General features: G+C 66.0%; 17 protein-coding genes and 1 tRNA gene. 6 read left to right on the forward strand and 12 right to left on the reverse strand.

The window, feature by feature from the left end:
* Positions 1-63 precede the first annotated feature (63 nt).
* The 5 genes from recD to EV138_RS31975 form a co-directional block, all read right to left on the reverse strand.
* Complete coding sequence (recD, locus tag EV138_RS31955; RefSeq protein WP_133983597.1) at positions 64-1857, reverse strand: exodeoxyribonuclease V subunit alpha; 1794 nt, start codon at positions 1855-1857, stop codon at positions 64-66.
* Positions 1854-5150, reverse strand: a complete 3297-nt coding sequence (locus EV138_RS31960) for a UvrD-helicase domain-containing protein (RefSeq protein WP_133983598.1) — start codon at positions 5148-5150, stop codon at positions 1854-1856. Before EV138_RS31960 ends, recD begins: the two co-directional genes overlap by 4 nt.
* A complete protein-coding gene (recC, locus tag EV138_RS31965; protein WP_133983599.1) occupies positions 5150-8458 on the reverse strand; it encodes an exodeoxyribonuclease V subunit gamma in 3309 nt (1102 codons plus the stop codon). Before recC ends, EV138_RS31960 begins: the two co-directional genes overlap by 1 nt.
* Positions 8459-8837: 379 nt before the next feature.
* Positions 8838-9266 (reverse strand): DUF4160 domain-containing protein, encoded by a 429-nt coding sequence (locus tag EV138_RS31970; protein WP_133983600.1) that lies wholly within the window; start codon positions 9264-9266, stop codon positions 8838-8840.
* Positions 9267-9586: 320 nt separating this feature from the next.
* Positions 9587-12424: a TrlF family AAA-like ATPase gene (locus tag EV138_RS31975; RefSeq protein WP_202867026.1), complete on the reverse strand. Its 2838-nt coding sequence runs from the start codon at positions 12422-12424 to the stop codon at positions 9587-9589.
* 584 nt (positions 12425-13008) lie between these two features.
* Between EV138_RS31975 and EV138_RS31980 the strand changes: the two genes are divergently transcribed.
* Entirely contained in the window at positions 13009-13263 is a 255-nt protein-coding gene (locus tag EV138_RS31980; RefSeq protein WP_133983601.1) for a hypothetical protein, read from the forward strand.
* An 18-nt stretch (positions 13264-13281) separates the two neighbouring features.
* Here the strand turns inward: EV138_RS31980 and EV138_RS31985 are convergent, their stop codons facing one another.
* The gene (locus EV138_RS31985; RefSeq protein ID WP_133983602.1) at positions 13282-14589 is read right to left on the reverse strand and encodes a DUF6602 domain-containing protein; all 1308 of its coding nucleotides are present in this window, start codon (positions 14587-14589) and stop codon (positions 13282-13284) included.
* Positions 14586-16319: a hypothetical protein gene (locus EV138_RS31990; RefSeq protein WP_133983603.1), complete on the reverse strand. Its 1734-nt coding sequence runs from the start codon at positions 16317-16319 to the stop codon at positions 14586-14588. Before EV138_RS31990 ends, EV138_RS31985 begins: the two co-directional genes overlap by 4 nt.
* A gap of 163 nt (positions 16320-16482) precedes the next feature.
* Between EV138_RS31990 and EV138_RS31995 the strand changes: the two genes are divergently transcribed.
* Positions 16483-17907, forward strand: a complete 1425-nt coding sequence (locus EV138_RS31995; RefSeq protein WP_133983604.1) for a recombinase family protein — start codon at positions 16483-16485, stop codon at positions 17905-17907.
* Here EV138_RS31995 and EV138_RS32000 read toward each other — a convergent pair.
* Positions 17886-17974 (reverse strand) — tRNA-Leu (locus tag EV138_RS32000). The genes EV138_RS31995 and EV138_RS32000 overlap by 22 nt on opposite strands.
* Before the next feature lie 128 nt (positions 17975-18102).
* On the opposite strand from EV138_RS32000, the gene EV138_RS32005 reads away from it, so the two are divergent.
* Both EV138_RS32005 and EV138_RS32010 read left to right on the forward strand, forming a co-directional pair.
* Positions 18103-18591, forward strand: coding sequence for a VOC family protein (locus tag EV138_RS32005; protein ID WP_133983605.1), 489 nt, complete (start codon positions 18103-18105; stop codon positions 18589-18591).
* Positions 18592-18651: 60 nt separating this feature from the next.
* The gene (locus EV138_RS32010; protein WP_133983606.1) at positions 18652-19980 is read left to right on the forward strand and encodes a M20/M25/M40 family metallo-hydrolase; all 1329 of its coding nucleotides are present in this window, start codon (positions 18652-18654) and stop codon (positions 19978-19980) included.
* A 57-nt stretch (positions 19981-20037) separates the two neighbouring features.
* On the opposite strand, the gene EV138_RS32015 is transcribed toward EV138_RS32010, so the two are convergent.
* Together EV138_RS32015 and EV138_RS32020 are read right to left on the reverse strand one after the other, a co-directional pair.
* Positions 20038-20649 (reverse strand): hypothetical protein, encoded by a 612-nt coding sequence (locus tag EV138_RS32015; RefSeq protein ID WP_133983607.1) that lies wholly within the window; start codon positions 20647-20649, stop codon positions 20038-20040.
* Positions 20650-20667: 18 nt separating this feature from the next.
* On the reverse strand, positions 20668-21531 hold the full coding sequence (locus tag EV138_RS32020) for a LysR family transcriptional regulator (RefSeq protein ID WP_133983608.1): 864 nt from the start codon (positions 21529-21531) through the stop codon (positions 20668-20670).
* A 72-nt stretch (positions 21532-21603) separates the two neighbouring features.
* On the opposite strand from EV138_RS32020, the gene EV138_RS32025 reads away from it, so the two are divergent.
* Both EV138_RS32025 and EV138_RS32030 read left to right on the forward strand, forming a co-directional pair.
* Complete coding sequence (locus EV138_RS32025) at positions 21604-22869, forward strand: MFS transporter (protein ID WP_133983609.1); 1266 nt, start codon at positions 21604-21606, stop codon at positions 22867-22869.
* Positions 22835-23569, forward strand: a complete 735-nt coding sequence (locus EV138_RS32030) for a GNAT family protein (RefSeq protein WP_133983610.1) — start codon at positions 22835-22837, stop codon at positions 23567-23569. The genes EV138_RS32025 and EV138_RS32030 overlap by 35 nt, the downstream gene beginning before the upstream one ends.
* Before the next feature lie 53 nt (positions 23570-23622).
* Here the strand turns inward: EV138_RS32030 and EV138_RS32035 are convergent, their stop codons facing one another.
* Together EV138_RS32035 and EV138_RS32040 are read right to left on the reverse strand one after the other, a co-directional pair.
* Positions 23623-23808 (reverse strand): DUF5703 family protein, encoded by a 186-nt coding sequence (locus tag EV138_RS32035; RefSeq protein ID WP_077014804.1) that lies wholly within the window; start codon positions 23806-23808, stop codon positions 23623-23625.
* A 29-nt stretch (positions 23809-23837) separates the two neighbouring features.
* On the reverse strand, positions 23838-24779 hold the full coding sequence (locus EV138_RS32040; protein ID WP_112238904.1) for an aldo/keto reductase: 942 nt from the start codon (positions 24777-24779) through the stop codon (positions 23838-23840).
* Between the last annotated feature and the right edge of the window lie 48 nt (positions 24780-24827).

The following is a 24827-nucleotide window of genomic DNA, read 5'->3' on the forward strand; positions in this document are numbered from 1 at the left end:
AACCATAACTGCCGGCGCCGACAGCCGTGGGGGCCAGCGCGATTCGGGTTGGCGCCTCGTTGGCTACTTCTGACAGGAGTGGCTGGGGAGGTTGCCGGTGGTCAGGCGTTGGCGGAGGCCGGTGGCGCGGAGTGCTCGGCGGCTCAGGGCCAGGCGTACGGCGGTCTCGGTGCCGACGACGCGTACACGCTCCTGTGCGCGGGTGATCGCTGTGTAGAAGAGTTCGCGGGTGAGGAGGCGGGATTCTTCACCTGGCAGCAGGACGGTGACTTCATCGGCCTGGCTGCCTTGGGCTTTGTGGATGGTCATGGCGTGGAGGGTTTCGATGTTGCCGAGTCGGCTGGGAGCGAAGTCGAGGCGGCCGCGGGAGCTGTCGATGCAGACTCGGAGGGAGCCGTCGGGGCGTCGGATCGTCACGCCGACGTCGCCGTTGTAGATGCCCAGGGCGTAGTCGTTGGCGGTCACCAGTACCGGTCGGCCGACGTACCAGGTGTCCCAGAGCGGGTCTTCGGTTTCTTCGGTGATCCAGCGCTCGACGGTTCGGTTCCAGTGACTGACGCCCCATGGTCCTTCGCGGTGGGCGCAGAGAAGGCGATGGCGGTCCAAGGCTGCCAGCGCGGTGTCGGCGTCGCCGGCCTGGGAAGCTTCCCGAATTGCCAGCGCATCGGGCAATAGCGTGGATCGAAGCGTTTCGCGGGGGTCGTCGTCTTCGATGAAATGCACTCGGTCGCCGCCGTCGCGCAGTACGTCGAGAACGACATCTGGCTGGTCGTCGCGGACAGCCAGTGCCAGCTTCCCGATCTCACCGCCGAATCGATGAGAGGTGCGCAGTTCGGCTGCTTCGATGTGGCCGCCGGCAACCAGTCCCTCGACGAGGTCGGCGAGTACTGCTCCCGCTTCGATGGAGGCCAACTGGTCGGGGTCGCCGACCAGGATCAGCCGGGTCTCGGGCCGGAGCGCCTCGAGGAGTCGCGCCATCATCGTCAGCGAAACCATGGAGGTTTCGTCGACGACGACGATGTCGTGCGGTAGCCGATTGTCCCGGTCGTGGCGGAATCGGGTCGACGAGTCGGGGCGTCCACCGAGCAGCATGTGCAGGGTTCGGGCGTGGAATTCGCCGAGTCTGTCCCGGTCCTCCGCGCTGAGGCGTTCCTTCATTTCGCGCCGTACGGCTTCTTCGAGGCGGCCCGCGGCCTTGCCGGTCGGTGCCGTCAATGCGATCCATGGGCGGCGGTCCCCGGCGAGTTCTGCCTGTTCCGCGAGCAGGGCGAGCAGGCCGGCGACGGTGGTGGTCTTGCCGGTACCGGGCCCACCCGTCAGAACTGTCGTCCATTGCCGGGTGGCCGTCTCGGCCGCGCCCCGCTGTTCGTTGTACGCCGTACCGGGGAAGAGCCGGTCAAGCCCTGCGAGCAGAGCAGCTTCGTTGGCGATGGCCGGCGAGGGTCGGCCGGCTCGGCGGCGAAGGTCCTGCTCGACTTGGTCCTCTTCTCGCCAGTAGCGATCGAAGTACAGGCGAGTGTCCTCGAGGTGGAGGGGCTGGGGAGCGGCGAGCAGGGGACTGGCTTTGATTGCCGTCAGCCATTCGTCCGGGCTAGGCCAGGCCAGCTCGGCGCCGTCTTCGCCGACCTCGTCCCGAACGCCGGTCAGGTCGAGGCAGATGGAGCCGGCGCGGACCGCGCGTGCTGTCAAAGCGCAGGCGAGTGCCACCGATTGGTTGCCTTCAGCAAGCAGGGTGGTGAGCCTCGAGGCCACGTGGACATCGGCGGCGATGATGACTCCGGCTTGATTGAAGTCGCGCAGGATCCCGGTTGCGCCGAGCGCAAGGGTTGAGTCGAACTCGTCGATGGTGGTGGTCATGTCGCGCTTCCGTCGAGCAGGTCGGACAACGCCAGCACGAGCGCTGTCGGGATCGGCCAGCTGAACACCCCTGCTGGGTGTCCGTTCACGTGTGGTGTCTCGGGTCCGCACATTCCGCGCAGGTAGAGGTAGATCACTCCGCCGAGATGTACGTCGGGGTCGTAGGCGGGTAGCCGCCAACGAAGGTAGCGGTGTAGCACCACTGAGTAGAGCATCGCTTGCAACGGATAGTCGGAGTGCAGCATCGCGGCGCCTAGCTCATCCGGGCCGTACTCCGCGGATGTGGCGGGCTGTTCCGGGTCGCCGAGCCGGTTGGTCTTGTAGTCGACAACTACGAACCGGTCGCTCTGGCCGTGCGGAACTCGCAGTACTACGTCGATCGAGCCGGAGAGATAACCCCGCAGGCTCTGCTGGCCGAGTAGCGGCTGTTCGAGGCGGTCGGCGTACGCGAGGAGCGGATCATCCGACGACAGGTAGGTGCGCAGCAGTGGTGCCAACTGGGCGAGTCGTACGTCGGTCGCCGTCGGATGATCGCCGCCGGCCAGCGGGATCTCGAATTCGAGTTCGCGGAGCCGGTCGGCGCGGACCAGGTCGCCGAGGGTCAGGCCGGGAACGAGCGGTCCGAGTGGCGTGTTGTGCAGCGGCAACATCGCTGTGGCCAAGGCATCGGCTGTCACGTCGACCCGCCAGAACCGCAACTGTTCGCGAATCCGTCTGGCCAACTCGGCGTGCAGATCTGGCGCCTTTGGATCGGCCTCCTCGAGTACTGCGTGGACCAACGATCCGAATGTGGCTCCGGTCGGCAGCCCGTCCATCGGAGACGGGAGAGCATCGGCAGACGCGGCCTCCGGCATCGGGGTCGGATCGACGGACTCGTCCTCGAGTTGGCTCTCTTCGTGTTCGCTGGCGACACCACCGAGCTGCTGATCCGCCGCACGGATCAGTCCGGAGTACGACGTACGGCGCCAGGCGAGGTCGACCTCGCGGGAGAATCTTCCGACTGCGAGCCCACCGGGTAGCTCCTCGTGGACAGCCTCGGCCGGTTCGGTGATGGCCGAGTCCTCGACCACTGGCCCTCCAGCCTGTTGCCAGCGCCGGAGCCAGATCAGGACCTCGTCATCGGACGACGATCTGTCCAGTGTGTCGGGTACGACCGCTTCGCCTTGTTTGCGGCCGCGGAGGAGCCGCGAGATCCCGCCGTTGATCTCGTCCCAGGACGGTGCCCACCAGGCCACGACCTGAGATTGAGCCCGGGTCAGTGCGACGTAGGTGAGGCGGATGTCGTCGCCGGCCTCCTCGGCCCGCCAGAGTTTCTGGTTGGCCCGATGGCCACGGTGGCTCTTGCCGCCGAGGTCGAGGCAGCGGTCGCCGTCCTTGTGGAAGACCAGCAGCTCGGTCTCCTCGACAACGTGGCGGGTGAAACCGAACGGCAGGTAGACGACGGGGTATTGGAGGCCCTTGCTGACCCACACCGTCATGATCTGGACAGCAGCGGCGTCGCTGTCGAGCCGACGGGTTCGTTCGGTTGTGCGTCCGTTGCCGCTGGTCTCCTTCCGCAGCCAGTCCAGGAGGGCCGGCAGTCCGAATCCTTCCCGGTGCGCCGTCTCGTGGAGCAGTTCGGCCAGGTGCGCAAGGTCGGTCATGTCGCGTTCGCCGCCGCGCCACGCGAGTACTCGCTCGGTCATCCCGTGGACCTGTGCGGCCTCGAAGACGGCCGCGACGCCGCTGGTTCGCAGTCGGTCCGCCCACGCTCGTAGCGTCTGTCCGGTCCGGTCGGTGAGCTCTTCGCCGCCGGTCCGTAGGCCCGCAGCTGTCTCGCCGAAGAACATTGTGGTCGCCGCGGCACGGACCAGCCCGGAGCGATGGGGCTGCTCGAAGGCCTCGAGCAGGCACAGCCAGTCCTTGGCGGCCTCCGACGCGAAGATGTCGAGGTCACCGGAGTAGACGGCAGGGATTCCGGCCCGGGCCAGTTCCTCCCGGCAGACCCGCGCGTCCTTGTGCGTCTCGACGATCACCGCGATGTCACCGGCGCGGAGCGGCCGGCCGTCGTATGTTGCGTCGGCGGCGAGCAGGCCGCCGATATCGCCGGCCAGGTCGCGAGCGATGTAGCTGCGGAGGTCGTCCATCGGAATGCTCTTGCGCCGGGGCGAGCCGAACTGTTCCCTGCGGGCGACCCGGAGCCGGAACGGCGCGGCGGACGGCGCTCCGGCGAGCCGGCTGCCCTGGTGGTGGGCGGCAACCGGGTGAACGACGATGCCGGGGTCGCCGAGTTGGGCGCCGCCGAGGACAACCTGGAGAGACTCGACCAGTGGCTGGTCACTACGCCAGTTGGTGTCGAGGGTGCGGCGTTGCCCGGCGGTGGCTGCGGCCGTGAGGTAGGTCGCGATGTCCCCGCCGCGGAAGGCATAGATGGCCTGTTTGGGGTCGCCGATCAGGACCAGTGTGCTGTGCCCGTTGAAGGCGGTGTCGATGACCTTCCATTGCACCGGGTCGGTGTCTTGGAACTCGTCGACCATCACCACTGACCATCGGCGTTGCATCTGCCGTCGGGCTGGTGCTTCGGGATCTTCCAGCGCGGCGGCGAGGCGGGTGAGCAGGTCGTCGTAGCCGAGGATGCCGAGGCGACGTTTGCGGTGCTCCATCTCGGCGAGTACGGCGTGCGCGAACTCGACCCGGACTCCCTCGGGAGAGGCGTCGGCGTACTCGTCCGGAACCAGCCGGGTGTGCGGGTTGCTGACCGCCTTCAGCGCGATCTCGAGGGCGGTGCCCCGAGTGATGGGCGGCTGGTCCGCGGAACCCCCGAAGAGGTTGAGGTAGAGGTCGTCGACCACCTCGGTGACGAGGTCCCTGAGGTCGTCGACCAGTGTGACGCCGGTGTCGGTGTCACCGGCGACGCCGAGCGAGCGTAGTACGAGCTGGCAGAACTGGTGGGTGGTGGCGATGGTGGCCGCGTCGAAGTTGGCCAGTGCATCGCGAACGCGTGAGTGCCGTAAGGCGATGTCGTCGGTGGTGCCGTTGACGAGGTGGCCGAGTAGACCCGGGTCGTCCAGCCAGTTGGTCGGGTCGGACAGGGCGAGTTCGGCGTCGAGCAGTTGGGTGCGGACGCGTTCGCGGAGTTCCTGGCTGGCCGCGCGCCCGAAGGTGATCAGCAACATCTGATCGAGCCTGGCCCGCCCCTCGGCCACGAAGCGGGTGACGAGCCCAGCCAATGCATAGGTCTTGCCGGTTCCGGCACTCGCCTCCAAGACGGTGGTTCCGGTCGGTAGTTCTCCGAGCAGATCGAAGGGTTTCATCACGTCACCGCTTGCTCGAAGCGAAGCATCGGCTCCCAGAGCCGGGCGGCATAGGCGCCGAGCCGGGTCGGTTCGCCTGGGAGCTCCTCATCGGGACGCGTCGCGTCCAGCAGTACGTCGAGCTGTGTGTAGGGACCCCAGACCCGAACGTGCGCCAGGTCGGCGTTCTCACCGTCGTACGCGGCCGGGCGCCAGCGCCGACCGGCCGCCATAGCCGGGTCGTCGCCGCTGCGGCGTGCCTCGTACCAGGCGAGCGAAGTCTTGAGCGGCAGCGGAAGGGGCTCGCGTCGACCCGCGTCGTAGATAGCGGCCAGGTCGGCAAGCAGCGCACGTGCTTCCGGGCCGACCGGACCGAGGAGCCGGCTCGCCGGACTGTTCCGTCCCCGCCCGATGACCAGAGCTGTCCAGTTGTGATCCTCGTCGTTGGCGGAAAGGGCGAGCAGCTGGATCCATGAGGACAACAGCTGCCTGGCATCGAGCCGGGAGAATCCGACCGAGACCAGCCGGTGACCGTGGACGCTCGGCACAGTGCCGGTAAGCCGCCGGCCGCCACCGAGGTCGATGTCCAGGTCGAAGGCCCTGGGGCTGGTCAGCCGGTGCCGGTGGGCAGCGATCGCGAGCTGCTTGGCTTCGTCGCGGACGGCGGTTGCGGTCCGCCAGCCGAGTCGTCCGGGTGGCAGAGTGCCTCGCCGCCACTCTGCTTGCAGCGCGTCATTCGGATTGACGCCGGCAAGCATGTCGCGGAGCAGCCGGTCGCCGACCGACCATTTCTGGAGGTTGTCGATCTCCACCGGCATCTCGTCCGAGAGGCCGTCGACCTCCCACGGCAGGGTCAGGTCGAGAGCTCTGAAATAGCCCTTCACGGGATGCCGGAAGAACGCCAACAGGTCGGCCAACGCGATGTCCTCGCTGCTGACCACTGCCAGTTGTCCGGCCAGAAACTCTGGTCGTGGTGGCCGGAGTCCCGAAGCAGCTCGCGCTGCGACCAGCGCGGTTGGGTCGAAGGTGAAGGGCCCGGGTGTGCCGAGCTGTCCTGGTTCGAGGTTCTTACGGTCGAAGGGCTGAAGCGGGTGGTTGACCAGCACCGCTTCCCGGACGCTTGACTCGGTGGTGCGGTCCAGGACGTCGAGGAGTTCGCCCAGAGGGACTGCGGGTGGCCGTCGTTGTCCGGAGTACTCGTTGGCGCCGGTGTAGGTGATCACCAAGGACTCGGTGGCGGCAAGGACTGCGTCCAGCAGCAGTTGGCGATCCTCGCTGCGGACGTCACGTTCGCCCGTGAGCGGGGTCCGGGCCAGTACGTCGTCCCCGTCGGCGAGACCGGACCGCGGGAAGATGCCGTCGTCGAGCCCCAGCAGACAGACCACGCGATGCGGGACCGATCGCATCGGCACCATCGTGCAGATGGTCAGTGTGCCGGTCCGGAAGCTGACGCGACTCGGGCGGCCGGCCAGATGACTGGACAAGAGGGCCCTGATGTCGGGGAGCCTCAGCGGTGTCTGCGCCAGCTGACCGGCGTCGGCGGCGACCTCGGCGAACTCGCGATGCACCTGGCTGACCTGCCAGTTGTCATCGGGGACTACCCGGGTCAGCTGATCGATGCTCTCCCGCAACGCGTCGAGCCAGTCTGCGAGTGGACGCCTGCCATCGAGTCGCTTGGTTGCCGCCTGCAACCGATCGACGTACTCCGCGAACCGGCCGGCCAGCTCGATCCGGGTGCTGCCGACATCGTCGAGCGGCAGGGTCGTGTCGATCCAGGCGTGCGCATCGGCCGACATCGCCACCCCGGCGAGGATCCGGTCGATGCCGAAGCGCCACGTGTTCTGTCGGTAATCGGCCAGGCCGTACGGTGCGCGCTGATCCTGGTCGAATGCCCAGCGGACGCCCGATTCGCGGACCCAGGCGGTGATGGTGTCCAGATCGTCATCGGTGAACCGGAAGCGGCGGCGTACCGGCTCGGTCTGTGCCAGGTCGAGCAACTGGCTGGCGGTCGCTCTGCTGCCGGCGACCCCGAGCAGCTGGGACGCGACACCGAGCAGGGGATTGGTCTGAGTGAGCGACCGGTCGGCCAGCTGCACCCGCAACCGATGCGCCGGGTGGCCGTCATTGCGGAGGTCTCCGAGGCCGAAGCGAGCGCTGATCAATGGCGCGTACGTCTCGATGTCGGGGCACATGACGATGATGTCGCGGGGTTCCAGCGTGTGGTCTGCCTGGAGCATCCCCAGAAGGACCTCGCGCAGTACATCGACTTGCCGCGCCGCGCCGTGGCAGGCGTGGACCTGAACGCTGCGGTCACCGGCCGCCAGGCGGCGGCCATCGGGAGCGAGAGTGTTGCTGCGCAAGTCGTTCTGCAGCCAGCCGAGAAGCGTGTTGGGTTCTGGTGGCGATGGAAGGTGGACATCGGTGGTCGATGCGCCGGCCAGGGTTGATTGAAGCTCGCGGCTGTCCCGCCCGAGGGTCGCCAGGAGCGGATGCTCGGCCTGTTGATGGCTGGTGTCGGAGGCACGGTCGCCTGTCGCGGTGCGAACTGTTTTCAACCGTTCCCAGAGGGCGCTGCTGGGGTGGGGGAGCCACAGGTGTATGTCGCGGTGCTCGGCCAGCGCGGAGAGCAGTTCGACCTCGGTGACCGGGATCCTGTTGTGTCCGAACAGCGAGAGTCGTGCAGGCAGGTCGAGAGACTCCGGTCGGTCGCGGAGCTGGGCGAGCGTGTCGGAGTGGCGGATGTTCGGCGGGGGTGCGTCGATTCGATCGACCAGTCGCCGCCAGAGCTCGGGCTGCCAGGCCAGATCGTCATCGATCGCCTCACCGCGGCCGTCAGTGTCGCGTCCGTTGCTCCAGTCCGCGAGGACGGTTGGCCGCTGTACGGCGTACGACGCGAAGAGCCGCGCCAGCCGCGCGGCAACGGCGTACCGGCGGCCCTGACGTAGCTCGGCCTCCGCGCCTGTGTCGAAATGGCCGAGATGCCGGGCAACGGGCCTGAACCAGCCCTCGTCGAGCGATTCGTCGAGGACCGCAAGCAGCGGCCAAGCCATCGCGTCCGCGGCCCAGGGATCGTCATCACCGAGACCCAAGACCACAGAGACCAACGAACGTGGCGTGGTGAACCGCACTCCGGCGCACACCCCGTCCGCCCGCCCCTCGGCGGCACCGAGCCGATGCGCGAGCCGCTGAGACAGCCAGCGCTCAACGCCTTTGGCCGGCACCACTACGAGTTCTTCGGCGAACGGGTCGGCGAGGGGTACGGCGAGCAAATGCCCCAGCCCGTCGGCCAGCACATCTGTGCGTTCGGCGCGGTGTAGGTACAGGGTCACCGACGCAGCATGCCACGTGACGGCGATACCGGCTTGATGCCCGGCCGCCGTGCGGTTCTGGCCGAGGGGTAGGAAGCCACGACCGTGCGAATCTTGATGAGACTTGTTGGAATTCCTGTCTGCGCCCCGCCACACCCGAGGCAACCAAAAACCGCTGACCCCAATGGGTCTGCGGCTTTGTCTGTGTCCGAGGAGCAACACCCACCCTAACCACACATCTCGAGCTTGAGCCCGATCTGCCAGGGCCAACCCCGTAACCATTGATCGGAGGCCGAGATTTGCTCAGTCGTTGCCGTCAGCGCGTGGAATCGAGCCAGGGAGCTCCGGCCTCTGCCTCACAGCTACTCGGTCAGCAGGGGCCGCGGCGGAGGCAGGTGGCTCATTGCTGGCGTCCTGGGCCCTTGTCCCACCAGGTCTGGAGGAGGGCGCCGTGCTCGGCGACCAATTGCTGCATGTGCCGAATCTTCCGGGCGGACGCGCCCGGTGGTAGGTCATCGAGCAGAGAGCCGTCCGCGAGGCCGAGGCGGATGTCGTTCTCGCCCGGGCGCTTCACATGAACGTGGGGCGGCTGATGGTCGTTCATGTGCACGACCAGGGAGATGCCGCCCTCGAGCTTGAGACCCTCGGCGATCAGGGACAGGAAGAAGCCGTCCTCGTCGTACGCCGCGGGACCTTCCTCGCCGAATTCGTGTACGGCCATGCGTGAGAGCCGATCGAGAACGTCCTGGCCAGTCAGCTCGGAGCGTGCATCGGCTCTGTCCCAGTCCGCCCGGGTGTAGAGAGTCCGGCGCGGCATACTGTCTGCCATGAGCCAACTCTCCTTTAGGCGGCAAACCACTTTCGCTTGCCGTGCCGCACACGGTCCTGGTTGATGCAGAACCACACTCCGTCTCGGCGGCGCGGACAGCCGCCTCGATGGGCTGACTGCTGATCCGCTCGGCAACCTCTTCCACCGAGTGCACCGAACGCACGGTTTCAGTGCCGTTGAAGATCAGGGGCGGCCGCACGGTGCCGTCCCGCGTGGACAATTGGCGTGACCCGCGGGGCAACACGTACCTGAACCACACGCCTCGAGCTTGACCTGCGTAGTCGGACATCGTGACGGTGGGTTGGACGCATCGAACTCTGTCACGCGTCGGTGGTGCCGACGAGGCGGCGGTATCGGGTCTTGATGGCGTCCTCGCCGCCTTCGAGGATTACGCAGACGTTCGCCTTGACGGCTGGAACCTGGAGTGTCCCTTCGGTCTCGATCTTGGGAATGGACTCTCCGTGCTCGAGTACGAGGATGTTTTCGGCGGCGGACGTGACGACGATGTTCGCGTTGTGCGTCGAGACGACGATCTGCCGCCGGGTTTTGATGGTCTTGAGGGTTTCGACCGCGAGTTGCTTGATCAGCTTGTTCTCGAGATCGTCCTCCGGCTGGTCGAGCAAGAGTGGATCGGTGCCCATCTGGAGGATCACGGTAAGGAGCGCCGCCGTCTTCTGGCCGGGAGATCCTTGATCGACGGATGTGAAATTGCCGCCCTCGGTCTGGCGATACTGGACGGCCACGAGGTCCTGGGGAAACCAAAGCTTGATGTTCGTGACGAGGTCGAACGTGTCGGCGGCAGCGAGGCGACTGTAGAAGCGGGCATCAATCTTCAGGGACTGCCCGATCTCGGAGTCGGCGCCTTTCTCTACCAGTTCGACGAGCGCCGCCTTGAACTTGACCACTTCGATCGGGAACCGCGGATCCTTCGGTTCATGGTTGAGCAGAAATGCCGCGATGCCGTCTTTGCCGAAGGCGGACTCAAAGGACTCCGGGCAGCCGAGTAGGGCGCGAAGTGCAGCTCCGATGGTTTCGACGTCGCCTTGTGCATGAAGGTTCACGCGCGTACGGGTGGAATCCGCGTTGAGGTGCCCGGCAAACTCCTGACGGCGCCTAAAGAGTTCGGTTCTCTTCGCGGTGAGTTCCTTCATCAGTTGAGCGATCACGACCTCCTGCTCCTGCTGCCTCTCACCGGAACTCTCGACCTCGAGAAGCTCCGCCTGCAGTTCAGCTTCCCGCTGCCGATCCGCCTGTGTCTGCTCGCCATCGGCTTGAAAGGCGCCGATCTGCTCGGCCAGCCAGGCGTTGAGCTCTTCAACTCGCGCCCGCCATGATGCTGAGGTCGCTTGGCTCTGCCACGATGTGCGGGCGGCCGCCAACGCGCTCGCGGCCTGCTCGAGCAGATCCGCTGCAAAGGCAAAGGAAGTCGCTCGGTCAGCGTAATCGGTCCCCTGAAGGACATCGGTCACGAGGCCACGCAACTCAGCGGCTTGGGTACCGAGGCTCTGCTCGATACTCTCGGCTCGGTCTTCGGCCGTCGTGGCATGCCTGATCCGAGTCTCGGTTTCCGTTAGCTCCTCGTACTGTTGGGTCGATTGAAGCTCGGCCAAGCGGTGCAGCCGGCCCTGCACTTCTTCTAGCTGGCCTCGGATTCGGTCGGACCTAGCGGCCTCCGCCAGCAGCTGGCGGAGCTTGTTGCGCTCACCTTTGAACTTGAGTTCGAGTTCCTCGTATTCGATGTCCCATTGACTCCTCCGAATCGACGGCATGTCGTCGAGGATGGTCAGGAAGCTTCGTGGGGAGGTGGCGAGCTCGTAGATCTGCTTCTGACTGAACACCCGGATAGGGACACGGTCGAATACTCGGCCGGCTTGTCGGTGCCAGGCGTCTCCTTCTAGGAGTTCGAGGATAGACATGTCAGGCTCGTCTCCTGACCAGGTGACCCGAAGCTGCCGACCATCCTTCGTGTATTCAACGATTATCCGCGTCTTCTCATCCCACCAGCGTTCAGCGCGATCTGCAGAGGGGTGAAACCGTTTGAGGTCAACAGCGACAGACCCCGCCAACTCATGACTGCGGCCAAGCGCCAGGCGAACCACCTCGACAAGCGTTGACTTGCCAACTCCACGTCCGCCGATCAGGCAGTTCATCCACGGACCGAAGCGGTAGTCCTCGGTGACGCCGTCGTGCTCGAGCCGGATTCTGTCGATGTGACCGTGCTCCGTGTTATTCGGATCGCTGTCACCGAGCCGGGCCCGTCGCACGGAGTGGGTGGGATCGGTCAGAGCTAGCCGAAGCCCTTCGAGGTCGAGAGTCTCTGCCTTGATGCGAGTCAGATGAGTACCTGGTGCTTTTGCCTCGAGCCCATCAGGACAGCCGTCGGTGGTCAGATGATGTGCGTCGGACCCCAGAACAGGCACCCACCCCGCCGACTCGGCCTTCCCCACGTTCGCGTCGTCGACGACTTCAACGGCGAGTATGGATTGCGACCCGATCAAAGTTTCGAGATCCCGGGAGTCGATCTTGAAGACACCCCGAGACTGGTCGGCGTGCGCGGGCACGCAGATCCCGCCCTCGGTGTTGATGATCGCGGCAGCATCGACGACAGTCTTGTTGGCGGTCTCGTCGCTGTGCCCACGCGTTCCGTTGTACTCACAAAGGGTCAAAACCCGATTGACGACCTCAGCGTCGCAGGCCGGGTCGAAGATCCCAAGAATGTGAGTGCCCCCGGTTACGGTCAGCTCAAGGCCTGGAAAGATTACGAATGGTGGAAGCTCGGGGCTCTCGACGCGCAGTTCTGCTAGAGCCTGCCGAGCCGGTTCGATTCCTGCATGCGAGTTGTGGTCCGTGACGACGAGGCCGTCGAGTCCCGCGTTGATGTAGGAGCGCAGCCAATCCTTGAACGACGGCTTGGGCGCCTTGTTCGCGTGACCTTCGATGCCCCCGTAGTCGAAGGACCCGGGTGAGTGGGCGTGAATGTCGATGCCCCACCATCGCGCCCCTGCTTGCTGCTGTACCAGACCGTCCGAGGTGATGTCGGCCCCGCTTGTAAAGATCACTTCGTGCCTTCCTGATGGCCAACGATTGGGCCGGTTTGCCAGATCCGTGGGGCCGTGCAGATCCGCCTTCTTGGTGCCCCGTACATCGAGTACGAACACAAAGCGTTACATCCTATTCCCGGCCCGACGGAGGTCTTCGCTAACTAACGAGTCGAGCCGCATTAGGTCATTGCTCGCTTCGGTAGGACGTAGTGGCAATCCTCGTCCTCCCACCCAGCGAGAAGCGGCAGCTCGGCCGCGAAACACGACCCCACTGCACGGAGCGGCGGCATCGGGCGACACCCATCGAACGCCAACGAGCTGTGCGTGCGACGGTGCAGCGGACACCAGACCGTTGTCGGCCTACGGGTAGAGATAGGCCGACAAACCCTTGGTACCGCGAATGCGAGATGCCATACTTTGCGCATACCGCTGCTCCTTCGCGAGAAGGACAGCACCGAGGCGGATGTACCGGTGGCATTTCGACCTCGATCCCTACGCCGTGCAGGAGTGGTGCAGCACCATCGTTCAGGGACGGTGCACCCACCTGAGATCCAGCACACCGGAGCGGACCTCAGTTCAACCAGCAACGCTGGTCGAGCTGAGGCCTGTCATCGACTCCCCACCTCGACCGGCAAGGGTCGAAGGGACGTTCGATGGAGCCCAATCCTGTGAGTGGGAGGGCCAAGGCAGTCGGTGCACGGATGGCCGGCGGTGTAGGGCTTGCGGGTCTGTTCGGGACGCCAGGCGTCATCGCGGCCACCCATCCGATCCTCGCAGCGGGTCTGTTCATTGCAGAACTCACACTCATCTACGTGCTGGTGATGTCCTTTCTGTACGGATCCAAGGAGCGCGGCGAGCGGGTGTTCAGACTGCTCCGCTGGGTCAAGGACAAGGAGGAACCGTCGTCCAGCGTCGAGCCGTCTGACTCCGGACCACCGGGTGGACCTCTTCGTTGACTCTCCGAGCAGACGAGATCAATCAGCGACCTTGCCAGACTCTGCCGTGTTGTTGGCGATCCAGCGAGACAGACGGCCGGTGTTGTTTTCGCCGGCCACGATCCTGCCGTCTGGGAGGTACGCGATGTCGCATTGCGTCGCGATCAGCCTTAGCTCAGTCCCGTCGCTGGACTTGGCAACTAGGCCCGACGTCAGGAGGTCGTCCCAGAACTGGTCGAGATCGTCGCTCGGGCGAGACAGGAAACTGATGAGCTTCTCGTCGGTGAGCCGGACATCCTTACCTTGCTGCAAGCGCATGAGGATGACTGCTTGTTCATCGGTTGGATAGAAGGGCTGCCAGGCCTCAGAGGCGCCGAGCTTCGTCAGTAGCTCGGGGGTGTTGTTCACGAAGCGGTAGTTCCAGCCGATGGCTCCGTCAGGAGTGTGCTCGGCTTTGCCGACGAGCAGCGCGTGTGGAACTTCTAGCTCGAGATCCTCGCCCCACAGCCCGCCAATGCCGAACATCTGGTCGAGCCGCGTCCAGACGTATTCGAGGATCATGTGGAGCGGATTGACTGCGGTCGAGAAGTAGAACGGCCACCATCCATCAGGAGTCAGGCGATTCGAGTAGGGCTGACCGTTGGCTTTCGCGAGCGTGTAGTCTCCGGAAACTATCAACTGCGGGAATCCTCCGGGACCGAACCCCGGAGTCCTAAGGTTCTCGGTGAGGTACGAGACCAAGGACTCCCGGAATGAGTGCTCGGACTTGAATCCGTGGAACCCAACGATGATCCGCAGTGCGCTGTGGTACTCGTCGAGCAGAGTCCTGAACAGAGCTTCTCGGTCGGCAGGCAGAGATTCGATCGCGCCAAACTCCGGCGGATCCTGGCCCGTGACCTCAGCATAGGCACGGTTCGGACGCCGTAGGTCGACAAGCGCCGCGTCTCCGGTCAGGCTCGCTCGGTACCGCTTCTCCAATTCGCGGACCTCCCCGAGGTGCTGGAACGCATCCTTGAGCTCGGCAGAGTAGAGGGTCTTCTTTATCTCGAAGACCGCGATCACATCTCTGATGTGCCATTGGAAAGCTGTGGTGTACGGGACGGGGATGCCCGCGCCGCGCACCAGCATGCAGTCGAGCTGGCCGGACATGTTCCCGTCGTCGTCGACAGCAAAACCGGTAACTAGGTTGAGATCCAGACCGTCCGGAATCGCTCGCCCGAGGATGTCGATCGACAGGCCCTCGTACATGCTGCCGATCGTTGGTCGGTGTTCGATTGGGCTCGCGTCAAGTACCGCGCGCTCCTTCAGCATGAGCTCCTGCAGGAGCTCGGCGACAGTCGTGATCATGTAGATCCTTGCAGTCCCTTCGGTGGCTGACCGGCTGTGCGTAAGCCTAGTTGCCGGATACCTGGGAGGTTCCAGTCAGTGAAGTCGATGGGCTGATCAGAGGGAAAGCGGTCACCGATAAACATTCGCAGGCGGTCGCCGGCGCGTACCGGGAAGCTGATCGGCTGTCCGGCAATATCTGAGGCGGCCAGACTGTTCCGCGCCGCCGCTAGCTGATCCTCGGTGAGTTGAACGACCGCGGCGTAGGTCAGATTCGGGACCTGGATGGTCTGTCCCAAAAGGTTGATGTGCCCGATCTCCGTGGCGTAGAGCAGCCAGTGGGGAGCGGTGGTGAGGACCTGCTCGGCTAGCCCCTCGGTCTCTCCGTTGAAGGTTCCGTTGAACGCGTCTGCCGTTGGGTGGATGACGCAGTGTCCGGCGAGCATCAGCTGGAGGTTTCGGATCATGATGCGTTCGACGACGTTGAGCTGACGCGGATATCGGAAACGGACAGGCAGCTGAGCCTCGATCGCGCGCAGATCGGCTGCGACCGAGCGAATGTCCGAGAACCCATCTGTCAGGCTGCGGTCGACCCGCCGCGTGCTGAGGTCGAGCGCGGTGGCGAGCGTACCTCCGACGAAGATCTCGACGGCCCGCGCATAGTCGAGGCCGACCATGAAGTCAGCTGCCTCGAAAGCCTCGGCGGCCGGCGCTCCGGAGAGATCTCCGATGTCCAGGTCAGCCGAGCCGCTGGCTGCGTTGCTGAACGGCAGGCGGAACGCGACCTGGATGTGGTGGCCGATCCGGGCCTGCACAGTCACTCCGTCGATGCCTTGAGCCAGAGGACGGGTCTCTGCCAGGTAGGTGCCGATCCGCTGGCCGTCGGCGCCGGTCAGCCTGAGTTCTGAAGGCTGCCATGGGGCGTCGGTCGGGGCTGGGTGCATCACCAGGAGTTCGATGTGTGGATTGGCTTCTCCAACAATAGGTGGTCCGCCGATGGCGAAGCGGGTGACCATGTCGGCTGTCAGTCTTACCGGCTTCGTGACACCGAAGGCCTGCGCGTTGGCGAGGTCGACGGCCAGGGGGCTGGCTGAGTCCACCTGAGCGGTGAAACCGATGGTGATTGGTGAGCGCTCGGCGGCGCACGGATCCTTCGCGCGGAGGAATCGGGTAATCCGGCCACCCTCCATGTGCACGTCCCAGGTCCAGTCAGGATCCACGCGGTCGACATCCTGCCGTAGATCCCTAAGGCGTTCATCCAGGTCATCCGGGTTTCGGATGATGGGGTTGAAGCGGAATGCTTCGGCCCTGGCGTGGAGGTAGTCGAGGTCTGAGCTCCACCGGAAGTGCTCCGCTAGGTCCTTGTGCTTGCTGAGCTGGTCCGTGAACCACGTTTCGTCACGGACCGACACTTTGACACGCTTCCCCTTGCCGAGTTCGCTCACGAAGCGCCGTTCCGGCGGTGTCAACGCGGCCGGTACGACCAGGATCCACTCATCGGGATCGTGTTGCAGTGCTGCTTTGAAGGAGCGCTTGACCTGATTGCGTCTGGTGCCCTCGCTGGGGATGCCTTCGGGGAAGAACTTGTACTGGAAGATGATCTTGGTGTCGTCGACGTCGTAGTCGATCCCGGCGTCGCCGCCGCGGCCGTTGACGGCGTGACCACGGCTCCCGTACTCACGTCCGAGCAGAGCGTTGGCGATCTTCTCGAAGTCGTCGCGTCCGACGTCCCGCCAGTCGATTCCGCTCATCTGGACCTACTAGACGGGCTCAAGCCCCGCTCGCTAAGGCGCATACCGCCAGGTTGCCAGTCTCCACCGACACCTGCGGTTACCGACACCGTCTACAGCTGCCCTAGTTCTGGGCCCTGCTAAACCGCGGCTGGGATGGGCTGGTGGTAGGGGAGGCGACGCGGTGCTGGTTTGGGACCAGTTCCGTTTGACCTGGCCGAAGTTTGACCGGTTTGGGGCGTCGTTGTGGATTCCGAGTCTTGGAGGCCGGTTCGAGCCCGAGAAGGCGGTGCATGACATGGCGATGACGATCACGGGTGAGTTGTCGAAGAGCGAACGGCAGCATGTATTGCGGCGGGTGAGGGCGGCGATGGCTGCGCAGGTGTTGATTGACGGGAAGCACCAGGGAGGGCGAGCGCCGTACGGTATGTGGTGGTCGACGCTGGGCCGCATCCGAATCCGCGGAAGGCTCAGGAGGGGGTATCGGTTGCGGGTGCTGGCCGTTGATGAAGTCGCGGCGCCCGTGGTGCAAAGGATCTTCGGGATGTATCTGGATGGTCTGGGGATCAAGGCGATCGCGGCGACGCTCAATGTTGAAGGTGTGCTGTGCCCGTCGGCGCATACGCCTGAGCAGAATCGCCATCGGAGTGGTGATGGGTGGCAGTTCACGACCGTGAAGACCATCCTCGAGAATCCGCGCTACACCGGATATGCAATCTATGGGCGGTCTCACAAGGTCGAGGAGTTGCTTGATCCGGATGATGTTGCGGCCGGGCATGTGGTGCGGTTTCGGCGGTCGGCACAATCGAAGATTGTGCGATCTCGGGAGCCCGCGCATCCGGCGATCGTGTCGGTTGAGGACTTCACGAGTGTTCAGTTGGAGATGCGGGCTCGGCGGGGGCCAGGGCGGGTTCCGCGGGCGTCGCAGGAGCGGACGAAGGTGGGGCCGAAGGCGGCTTATCTGTTCCGCGGCGCGATCCGATGTGCTTGCTGTGGGCGGAAGATGGAGGGGGCTCGGCGTAAGCACGCGATCTTCTATCGGTGTGCGGCCCGGACGTTGGTACCGGGATCGAGGAGCGTCGTGGACCATCCGCCGACGGTGTACCTGCGTGAAGACCGGCTCGCTGAGGCGGTCAATGGGTGGGTCTCCCGGCTGTTCAGTCCGGACAATCTTGATGAAACCGTTGCTCAGATGGCGGGTGCTCAAGAAGGCCCAGATCCGGCTGAGGAGGTTGAGGCGAGGTTGAGGGAGCGGATCGCGGCGGCGGAGGCTGCGATGTCGCGGCTTCAGCGGGCGGTGGAGGCCGGCTGGGATCCGAGCGAGCTGACCGCTCAGTTCAACGCGGCCGTGATGGAGAAGCGGGCAGCCGAGGCTGGGTTGAATGCATTGGAGCCGGCGCAGCAGCTGAGCGCCGAGGACTTCCGCGAGACCGTGTTGGGCCTAGGGGACATGGAGGAGGCTCTCAAGGAGGCGACTCGTGACCGTCTAGTCGAGCTTTATCAAGGTCTACGACTCGCGGTCGTCTACGACCACCAGATGCGGGCCGCCGACGTTTTCATCAGCCCTGTCCCGCGTGTGCATAAGGTTGGTGTCCGAGGGGGGACTTGAACCCCCACGCCCCGTAAAGGGCACTAGCACCTCAAGCTAGCGCGTCTGCCTATTCCGCCACCCGGACGAGTGGTCGGCGCCGCCGGAGCGGTGCTGACCGGAGAACAGTAGCAAAGAACATGGGGGGAATTCACATCGGGTGGGGTGGGGGTGTTCGATGGGGTGGTTCGGGGTTCAACGAGAGGGGTGGGGGTTGTGGTGGAGGTTGATCTGGCAGCGATTGAGGCTGAGCGGGAGCGGATTCGGGGGGAGTATCTGAAGGGTGGGCGCGGGTCGTCGGCGCGGGGGTTGCATCACACGGCGTTGTTGTGTGCGGACGTCGAGCGGACGATCCAGTTTTACCAAGAGGTGCTGGAGTTTCCGTTGACCGAGATCGTCGGGAACCGGGACTACGAGGGGTCGAACCACTTCTTCTTCGACATCGGGAACGGGAACCTGCTCGCGTTCTTCGACTTCCCGGGGCTGGAGCTCGGGCCGTACGCCGAGGTGCTCGGTGGGCTGCACCATCTGGCGATCTCGGTCGAGCCGGCCAACTGGCAGCGGTTGAAGGGGAATCTGGATGCGGCGGGGGTGGAGTACCTGGAGGAGAGCGGTACGTCGATCTACTTCCGGGACCCTGATGGCGCCCGGATCGAGCTGATCTCGGACCCGTTGGGGGAGATGTACGGGCTGAGCGTGCTCTGAGCTGGGCGTGATGTGTGGGCTCAGCGTGCTCTGACCGGGCGGGTGCGCGAGGATGGCGGTATGACTATGCCGACTCCCAGCGACCGTCCGTACGTGCCCGAGGCCGAGGTGGTGGACCTCTGTTCCGAGCTGATCCGGTTCGACACGACGAACTACGGCAACGGCAAGAGCAACGGGGAGCGGGGCGCCGCGGAGTACGTGGCGGCCAAGCTCGACGAGGTCGGGATCGAGTCGACGATCTACGAGTCGGAGCCGGGTCGCGCAACCCTGGTTGCGCACTGGGAGGGCGAGGACCAGGAAGCGGATCCGCTGCTCGTCCATGGGCACCTGGACGTCGTACCGGCTGATCCGAAGGACTGGAAGGTCGATCCGTTCGCCGGTGAGATCTTCGACGGGTGCGTGTGGGGCCGCGGGGCCGTCGACATGAAGGACTTCGACGCGATGGTGTTGTCGGTGGTCCGGGCGCGGCAGCGGGCCGGGGTGAAGCCGCGGCGGCCGGTCAGGCTGGTGTTCACGGCTGACGAGGAGGCCGGTGGCCTGTACGGCGCACAGTGGCTGATCAACAATCACCCGGACACCGTTGCCGACTGCACCGAGGGGATCGGCGAGGTCGGCGGGTTCTCGCTGACGGTGAAGGACGACCTGCGCCTGTACCTGATCGAGACCGCCGAGAAGGGCATGAACTGGATGCGCCTGAAGGCCCGCGGTACGGCGGGTCACGGGTCGATGGTGAACAACGACAACGCGGTGACGAACCTCGTCGAGGCGGTCACCCGGATCGGCAACCACCAGTGGCCGTTGCGGCTGACGCCGACGGTGAAGGAGTTCCTCAAGTCGCTGGAGGACGTGCTCGGCACCGAGCTCGATCCCGAGGACATGACGACGACGCTGGCCAAGCTCGGCAGCTTCAGCCGGATGTTCGGCGCGACGATCCGCAACACGGCGAACCCGACGATGCTGAACGCCGGCTACAAGGTGAACGTGATCCCCGGTGACGCGGAGGCGCATGTCGACGGGCGGTTCCTCCCGGGGTACGAGGACGAGTTCTTCGCCACGATCGACGAACTGCTGGGCGACAAGGTGCAGCGCGAGACGGTGATCGAGGACATCGCGCTCGAGACCGAGTTCAGCGGCGGACTGGTCGAGGCGATGAAGGCGTGCCTGGCGGCCGAGGACCCGCAGAGCCGGACCGCGCCGCTGCTGATGTCGGGCGGTACCGATGCGAAGTCGTGGAGCCGGCTGGGCGTTCGCTGCTTCGGTTTCGTCCCCCTGCAGTTGCCGCCGGACCTCGACTTCATGGGCATGTTCCACGGCATCGACGAGCGCGTCCCGACCAGCTCGCTCGAGTTCGGCTCGCGAGTCCTCGACCGCTTCTTCGCCGAGGCCTGAGCCCCCGTACTGCGAGCCCGCCGCCGCTCGGGGCTGGGGAGGTGGCGGGCTGCGGGGCTAGACGGTGGGGCCTGGTGGGTAGCTGGTAGGCCTCGGCGGATACGGGTGCTGCTGGGTTGCGCGCTTGCGTTTCACGGTGTCGGCGATGATCAGGGCGGTGCCGATGATGAAGAAGAGCGCGAAGGTGCCGACGGCGGTGAGGGCTGGAGCCAGGTAGGTGCCCATGGTGTGGCGCTGGCCGACGAAGTAGGTCCGCTGGGTCGCGTCCGTGCAGGTGATCGTGACGGTCTGGGGTGGGATCTTGGCCGTCGAGTGGGCGACGACGTAGTACGTGCGTGTCGTGGCGGCCCACTTCTCGGATCGCTTCGGGGTCTGCAAGGGGACGTTGTTGCCGTGCTCGTCCTTGGCTGTGCAGAAGTTCGTCGGAGCCGGCGATGAGGCGAAGACGGTCAGGCCGGCTCGCTCCAGCCGAACGGGGCCGTCGGCGATCGCGGTGGGCTCGGCAGGGATGTTGTGCACCAGGCGCCAGATGAAGATCGAGCTCACCGCGAGGCCGAGGACGAAGGAGACGATCGCGAGCCTCGTGAGGGTTCGCTTCGGCTGGGGAGGCTGGGGAGGCTGCGGTGGCTGGGAGGGCGGTGGTCCCGGCTGGCCTGAGTAACTGCTCACGGCGCAAACGCTAGCTGGTCAGCGGGTTAGGTGCAGAGCCTGACGGAGGCGGGGGAGCAGCCGGACCAGGGCTGGCGGTGGGGTGTTCGCGGTGATCAGGCTGAGGGTGAGGCGGTGCCGGAACGGGGCCGGGACCAGGCGTTCGCCCGGGCGGAGTTCGTGGGACAGGGCGCTGCGGGGGACCAGGGCCAACTGGGAGCGGCGGCGGGCCATGGCGACGGTGGTGCCCAGGGTGACGCCGCGGCGGCCTGTGGCGCCGAGGGCGATCAGGCGGGCGCGGATGGCGTCGCCGCTTCGGTCGTACGTCGAGAACGGGAGATCGCGCTCTCTCAGCGGCTGGCGACCCGTGCCGGGCAAGGGAACACCGAGCGGGACGAAGAGGACGAGCTCGTCGCGCCCGACGGTACGGGCGGTGGTGCCTCGTGGGAGGACCATCTGGTCGGCGATGGCGATGAACGCGGCGTCCATGGTGCCTTCGGCAACCAGTTGCGCGAGGTGCTGGCCGTGGTCGACCTGCTGGTCGATAGTGACGTCGGGGAGTTCGGCATCCAGCACCGGGAAGAGGATCGGGGCAAGGCTGACGAAGGTGCCGACGACGAGCCGGTCGCCGGCCGAGGCGGCGCGGGTGGCCGCGTAGACCTCGTCGAGGTGACCGAGGATGTGTTCGGCACGGCGGGCGAGTTCGCGGCCGGCGGCGGTGGGGCGGGCGCCGCGGGTGTCGCGCGTGAACAACTGGGTGTCACAGGCGCGTTCGAGGCGGGCCAGGCGCTGGGATGCCGACGGCTGGGAGATGCGCAGTTCGCGCGCCGCCGTACCGAGCGAGCCGGTGCCGGCGATGGTCATGACGAGCCGGAGGTCATCCACCGAGGGTGATGAGGCCATAGGAACAGACTATGACCGGCCGATAGTTGCCGCCAGCTACCGCCGACGCCGGGCCGGATCGAGGATGGGAGCGTGAGAGCTCAACGCGATGCGCTGTTTCTGTTGCTGGGAAGCGGTTTCGCCGATCTGGCCTTCCGGATCGCACAGGTTGCGTTGCCGTTGGTGGTGTTGCAGGAGACGGGTTCGGTGGCCGCTACGGGGTTGGCCGGCGGTGCCGCGGGGGTGCCGGTGTTGCTGTCGCCGTGGTGGGCTCGGCGCGCGCGACAGTGGGTCGATTCCGGGCGGCGGCTCGCGGTGGTTGCCGCGGTACAGGCGTTCGCGTTGGCGATGGTTCCTGGAGCGGCGGCGCTTGGGGTGCTGTCTGCCGGAGTACTGATCGTGAGCGGGTTCTTGTTGGGGTCTGGGGATGCGCTGGCTACTCCGGGGCGTAGTGCGTTGCTGGCCGATACCGGGGATCGGTGGGGACCGGACCAGGCCGTCGTGTTGCTGACCTGGCAGGACGGCATCCGGCGAGTGGGGATGGTGGTCGGCCCGTCGATCGGCGCGGCTGCCGTCGCCGTCGGGCTGATGGACGAGTTGCTGTGGATCGAGGCCGCGGCTGTGGTGTCAGCAGGGCTGCTGGCGGTCAGAGTTGTTGGAGAGCGCTCTCTGGACAGCGCTGAGCTGCCGTCGATCCGGGGCAGTCTGGGCGGGCGGTCCGACGTGCTGTACGGCTGGATCGCGCGAGGTGCCGGCTGCCTGACGTGGTTCTCCTTCACGCTGGGGTTGTCGGTGATCGGTGCGGAGAAGGGGCGGCCTGGGGTGTATCTGGCGGCCGGCATGTCGGGGTACGGCGTGGGCGCGTTGCTCGGCACGTTGGTGTCGCTGGCCGTCGTCCGTCGCGTCTCGCCGGTGCCGCTGGCCGCGATCGCCTGGGCCTGCATGGGTTTGTGCTGGGTCGGGATGGGTGTGTGGACGACGCCGGGTGCGGTCGCTGCCTTCGGCGCGCTGTCGGGGACGACGGTCGTGCTCGGGATTGCGGCTGTCTCGATCCTGATCACCAGGTCATCGGCTGGAGCTGAGCGCCGGGCGTTGCTTGCTGGGCAGTCGGTGGTGGTCAATGCGAGTAGTTCGGCGGGGTTGCTGATCGGGGGACCGGTGATCGCGGCGGTGGGGGCTGAGCACACGCTGGTCGGGTCCGGCCTGCTGACGAGCGCGGTGGCGATCGGCGTACTGGTGGTGAGTAGGAGCAGGGCTGAGAAACCGGTCGGCAGTGAGAGAAAGGGAGCTGCGGGGGAGAGCGCTCCCTGGGAGACTGCGGGGCATGATCAGGATCACGACCCTTGCCGAGCGGCCTGAGTTGCTGGACGACGTGTACGCGTTCGAGGGCGGGTGGCCGGAGTTCATGATGCAGGACCCGATCGCGGGTTCGCTGTTCGGTCGGGTGCTCGAGTTCTTTCCCGAGCACTGTCTGGTGGCGACCGAGGACGGTGAGCTGATCGCCCACGGCCGGAGCATCCCGTTCGTGTTCCCGGACGAGGACCGTACCGAGCTTCCGGCGGGTGGCTGGGACAGGGTGCTGCAGTGGGGCATCACCGATCACCGCCGAGGCCGTACGCCGACCGTCTCCAGTGCGCTCGAGATCAACGTCAGGCCGAGTCACCTCGGCCGCGGCCTGTCGCACGAGATGCTCGCGGCGATGCGCGAGAGCGTGCAGGCGAAGGGGCACCCGACGCTCTACGCGCCGGTCCGGCCGAACGGCAAGCAGGACGCCAGGCAGCCGATGACGGAGTACATCCAGCAGTTCCGGGACGACGGGCTGCCGGTGGATCCGTGGTTGCGGGTGCACGTGAAGGCGGGCGGCAAGATCCTCAAGGTGGCGCCGGCCTCGATGGTGATGAGCGGATCGCTCGACGAATGGCGGGAGTGGACCGGGCTACCGTTCGACGAGACCGGCGAGGTCATCGTGCCGAAGGCACTCGTCCCGGTGCACTGCAGCCTCGAGCACGACCACGCCGTGTACGTCGAACCGAACGTCTGGGTCCAGCACGACCTCTAGGGACTGGGCACGACCTCTGATACGACCCGCGGCTCAACCGGCCGGAAGAGCGGTCAGAGGGTGCGCATCACCTTGATGATGCGGCGGCGGAGCCAGACGCGGCGGGTGCCGTCGGGGTAGCGCCGGAGGCGGGCCAGTTCCCAGCCGCCGTACTCGGCGTGCTCGGTGAGCAGGCGGCGTACCGCGCCGCGTGACTCCGTCCTGGACACCTCGAACTGTTGCAGCTCGTATTCGGCCATCCACACCTCCGCACCTTCACCGCACTAGCTCACGAAACGTCTTCCAGCGCCGCCGCGATGGCCGGCGGCAACGTCAGCTCCTCGACTCCCAGCACCGACTTCAGCTGCATCGCCGTCCGCGCCCCGACGATCGCGGCCGTCACGCCCGGCCGGTCCCGCACCCAGGTGAGCGCCACCTCGAGCGGACTCCAGCCGAGCCCGTCGGCTGCGCGGGCCACCGCCTCAACGATGCCTGAACCTCGGCCGTCGAGGTAGGGGTCGACGAATCTGGACAGATGCTGAGACGCCGCCCGTGAGTCCGCCGGGATGCCGGTCCGGTACTTCCCAGTCAACACACCACGCCCAAGTGGCGACCACGCCAGTACGCCGATGCCGAGGCCGCCCGCCGCGCGAATGGCATCCGCCTCCGCGTCCCGGGCGAGCAGCGAGTACTCCACCTGGTTGGAGACGGGCACCGCTCGACCGGGCCACGCCTGCTGCCAGGTGACGGCGCGGGCGGACTTCCAGCCGGCGTAGTTGGACACTCCGACGTACCGCACCTTGCCGGAGTTCACCGCGTGGTCCAGCGCGGACAGCGTCTCCTCGAGCGGCACGTCGTCCGACCAGGTGTGCAGCTGCCACAGGTCGATGTGGTCGACGTTGAGTCGCCGCAGCGAACCCTCGAGATCACGGAGCAGGGCGCCACGAGAGGTATCGGTGATCCGCTCGCCACGGCGCACCGAGAAGCCTGCCTTGGTGGCGATCACCAGGTCGTCGCGCTCGACGACGTCACCCAGCAACGAGCCGATCAGCCGCTCGCTGTCACCGTCGCCGTACGCCGCGGCGGTGTCGATCAGGGTGCCGCCCGCAGCGACGAAGGCGGCCAACTGCTCACGAGCTTCGTGCTCGTCGGTGTCACGGCCCCAGGACATGGTGCCCAGGCCCAGCCTGCTCACGGCGAGGCCACTGTGACCTAGATAGCGCTGCTGCATGGACCGAGCCTATTGCGGGCCGCCGACAACGGCTCGTTAGGCTCGCCT

Source organism: Kribbella voronezhensis, assembly GCF_004365175.1.
Classification (GTDB): domain Bacteria; phylum Actinomycetota; class Actinomycetes; order Propionibacteriales; family Kribbellaceae; genus Kribbella; species Kribbella voronezhensis.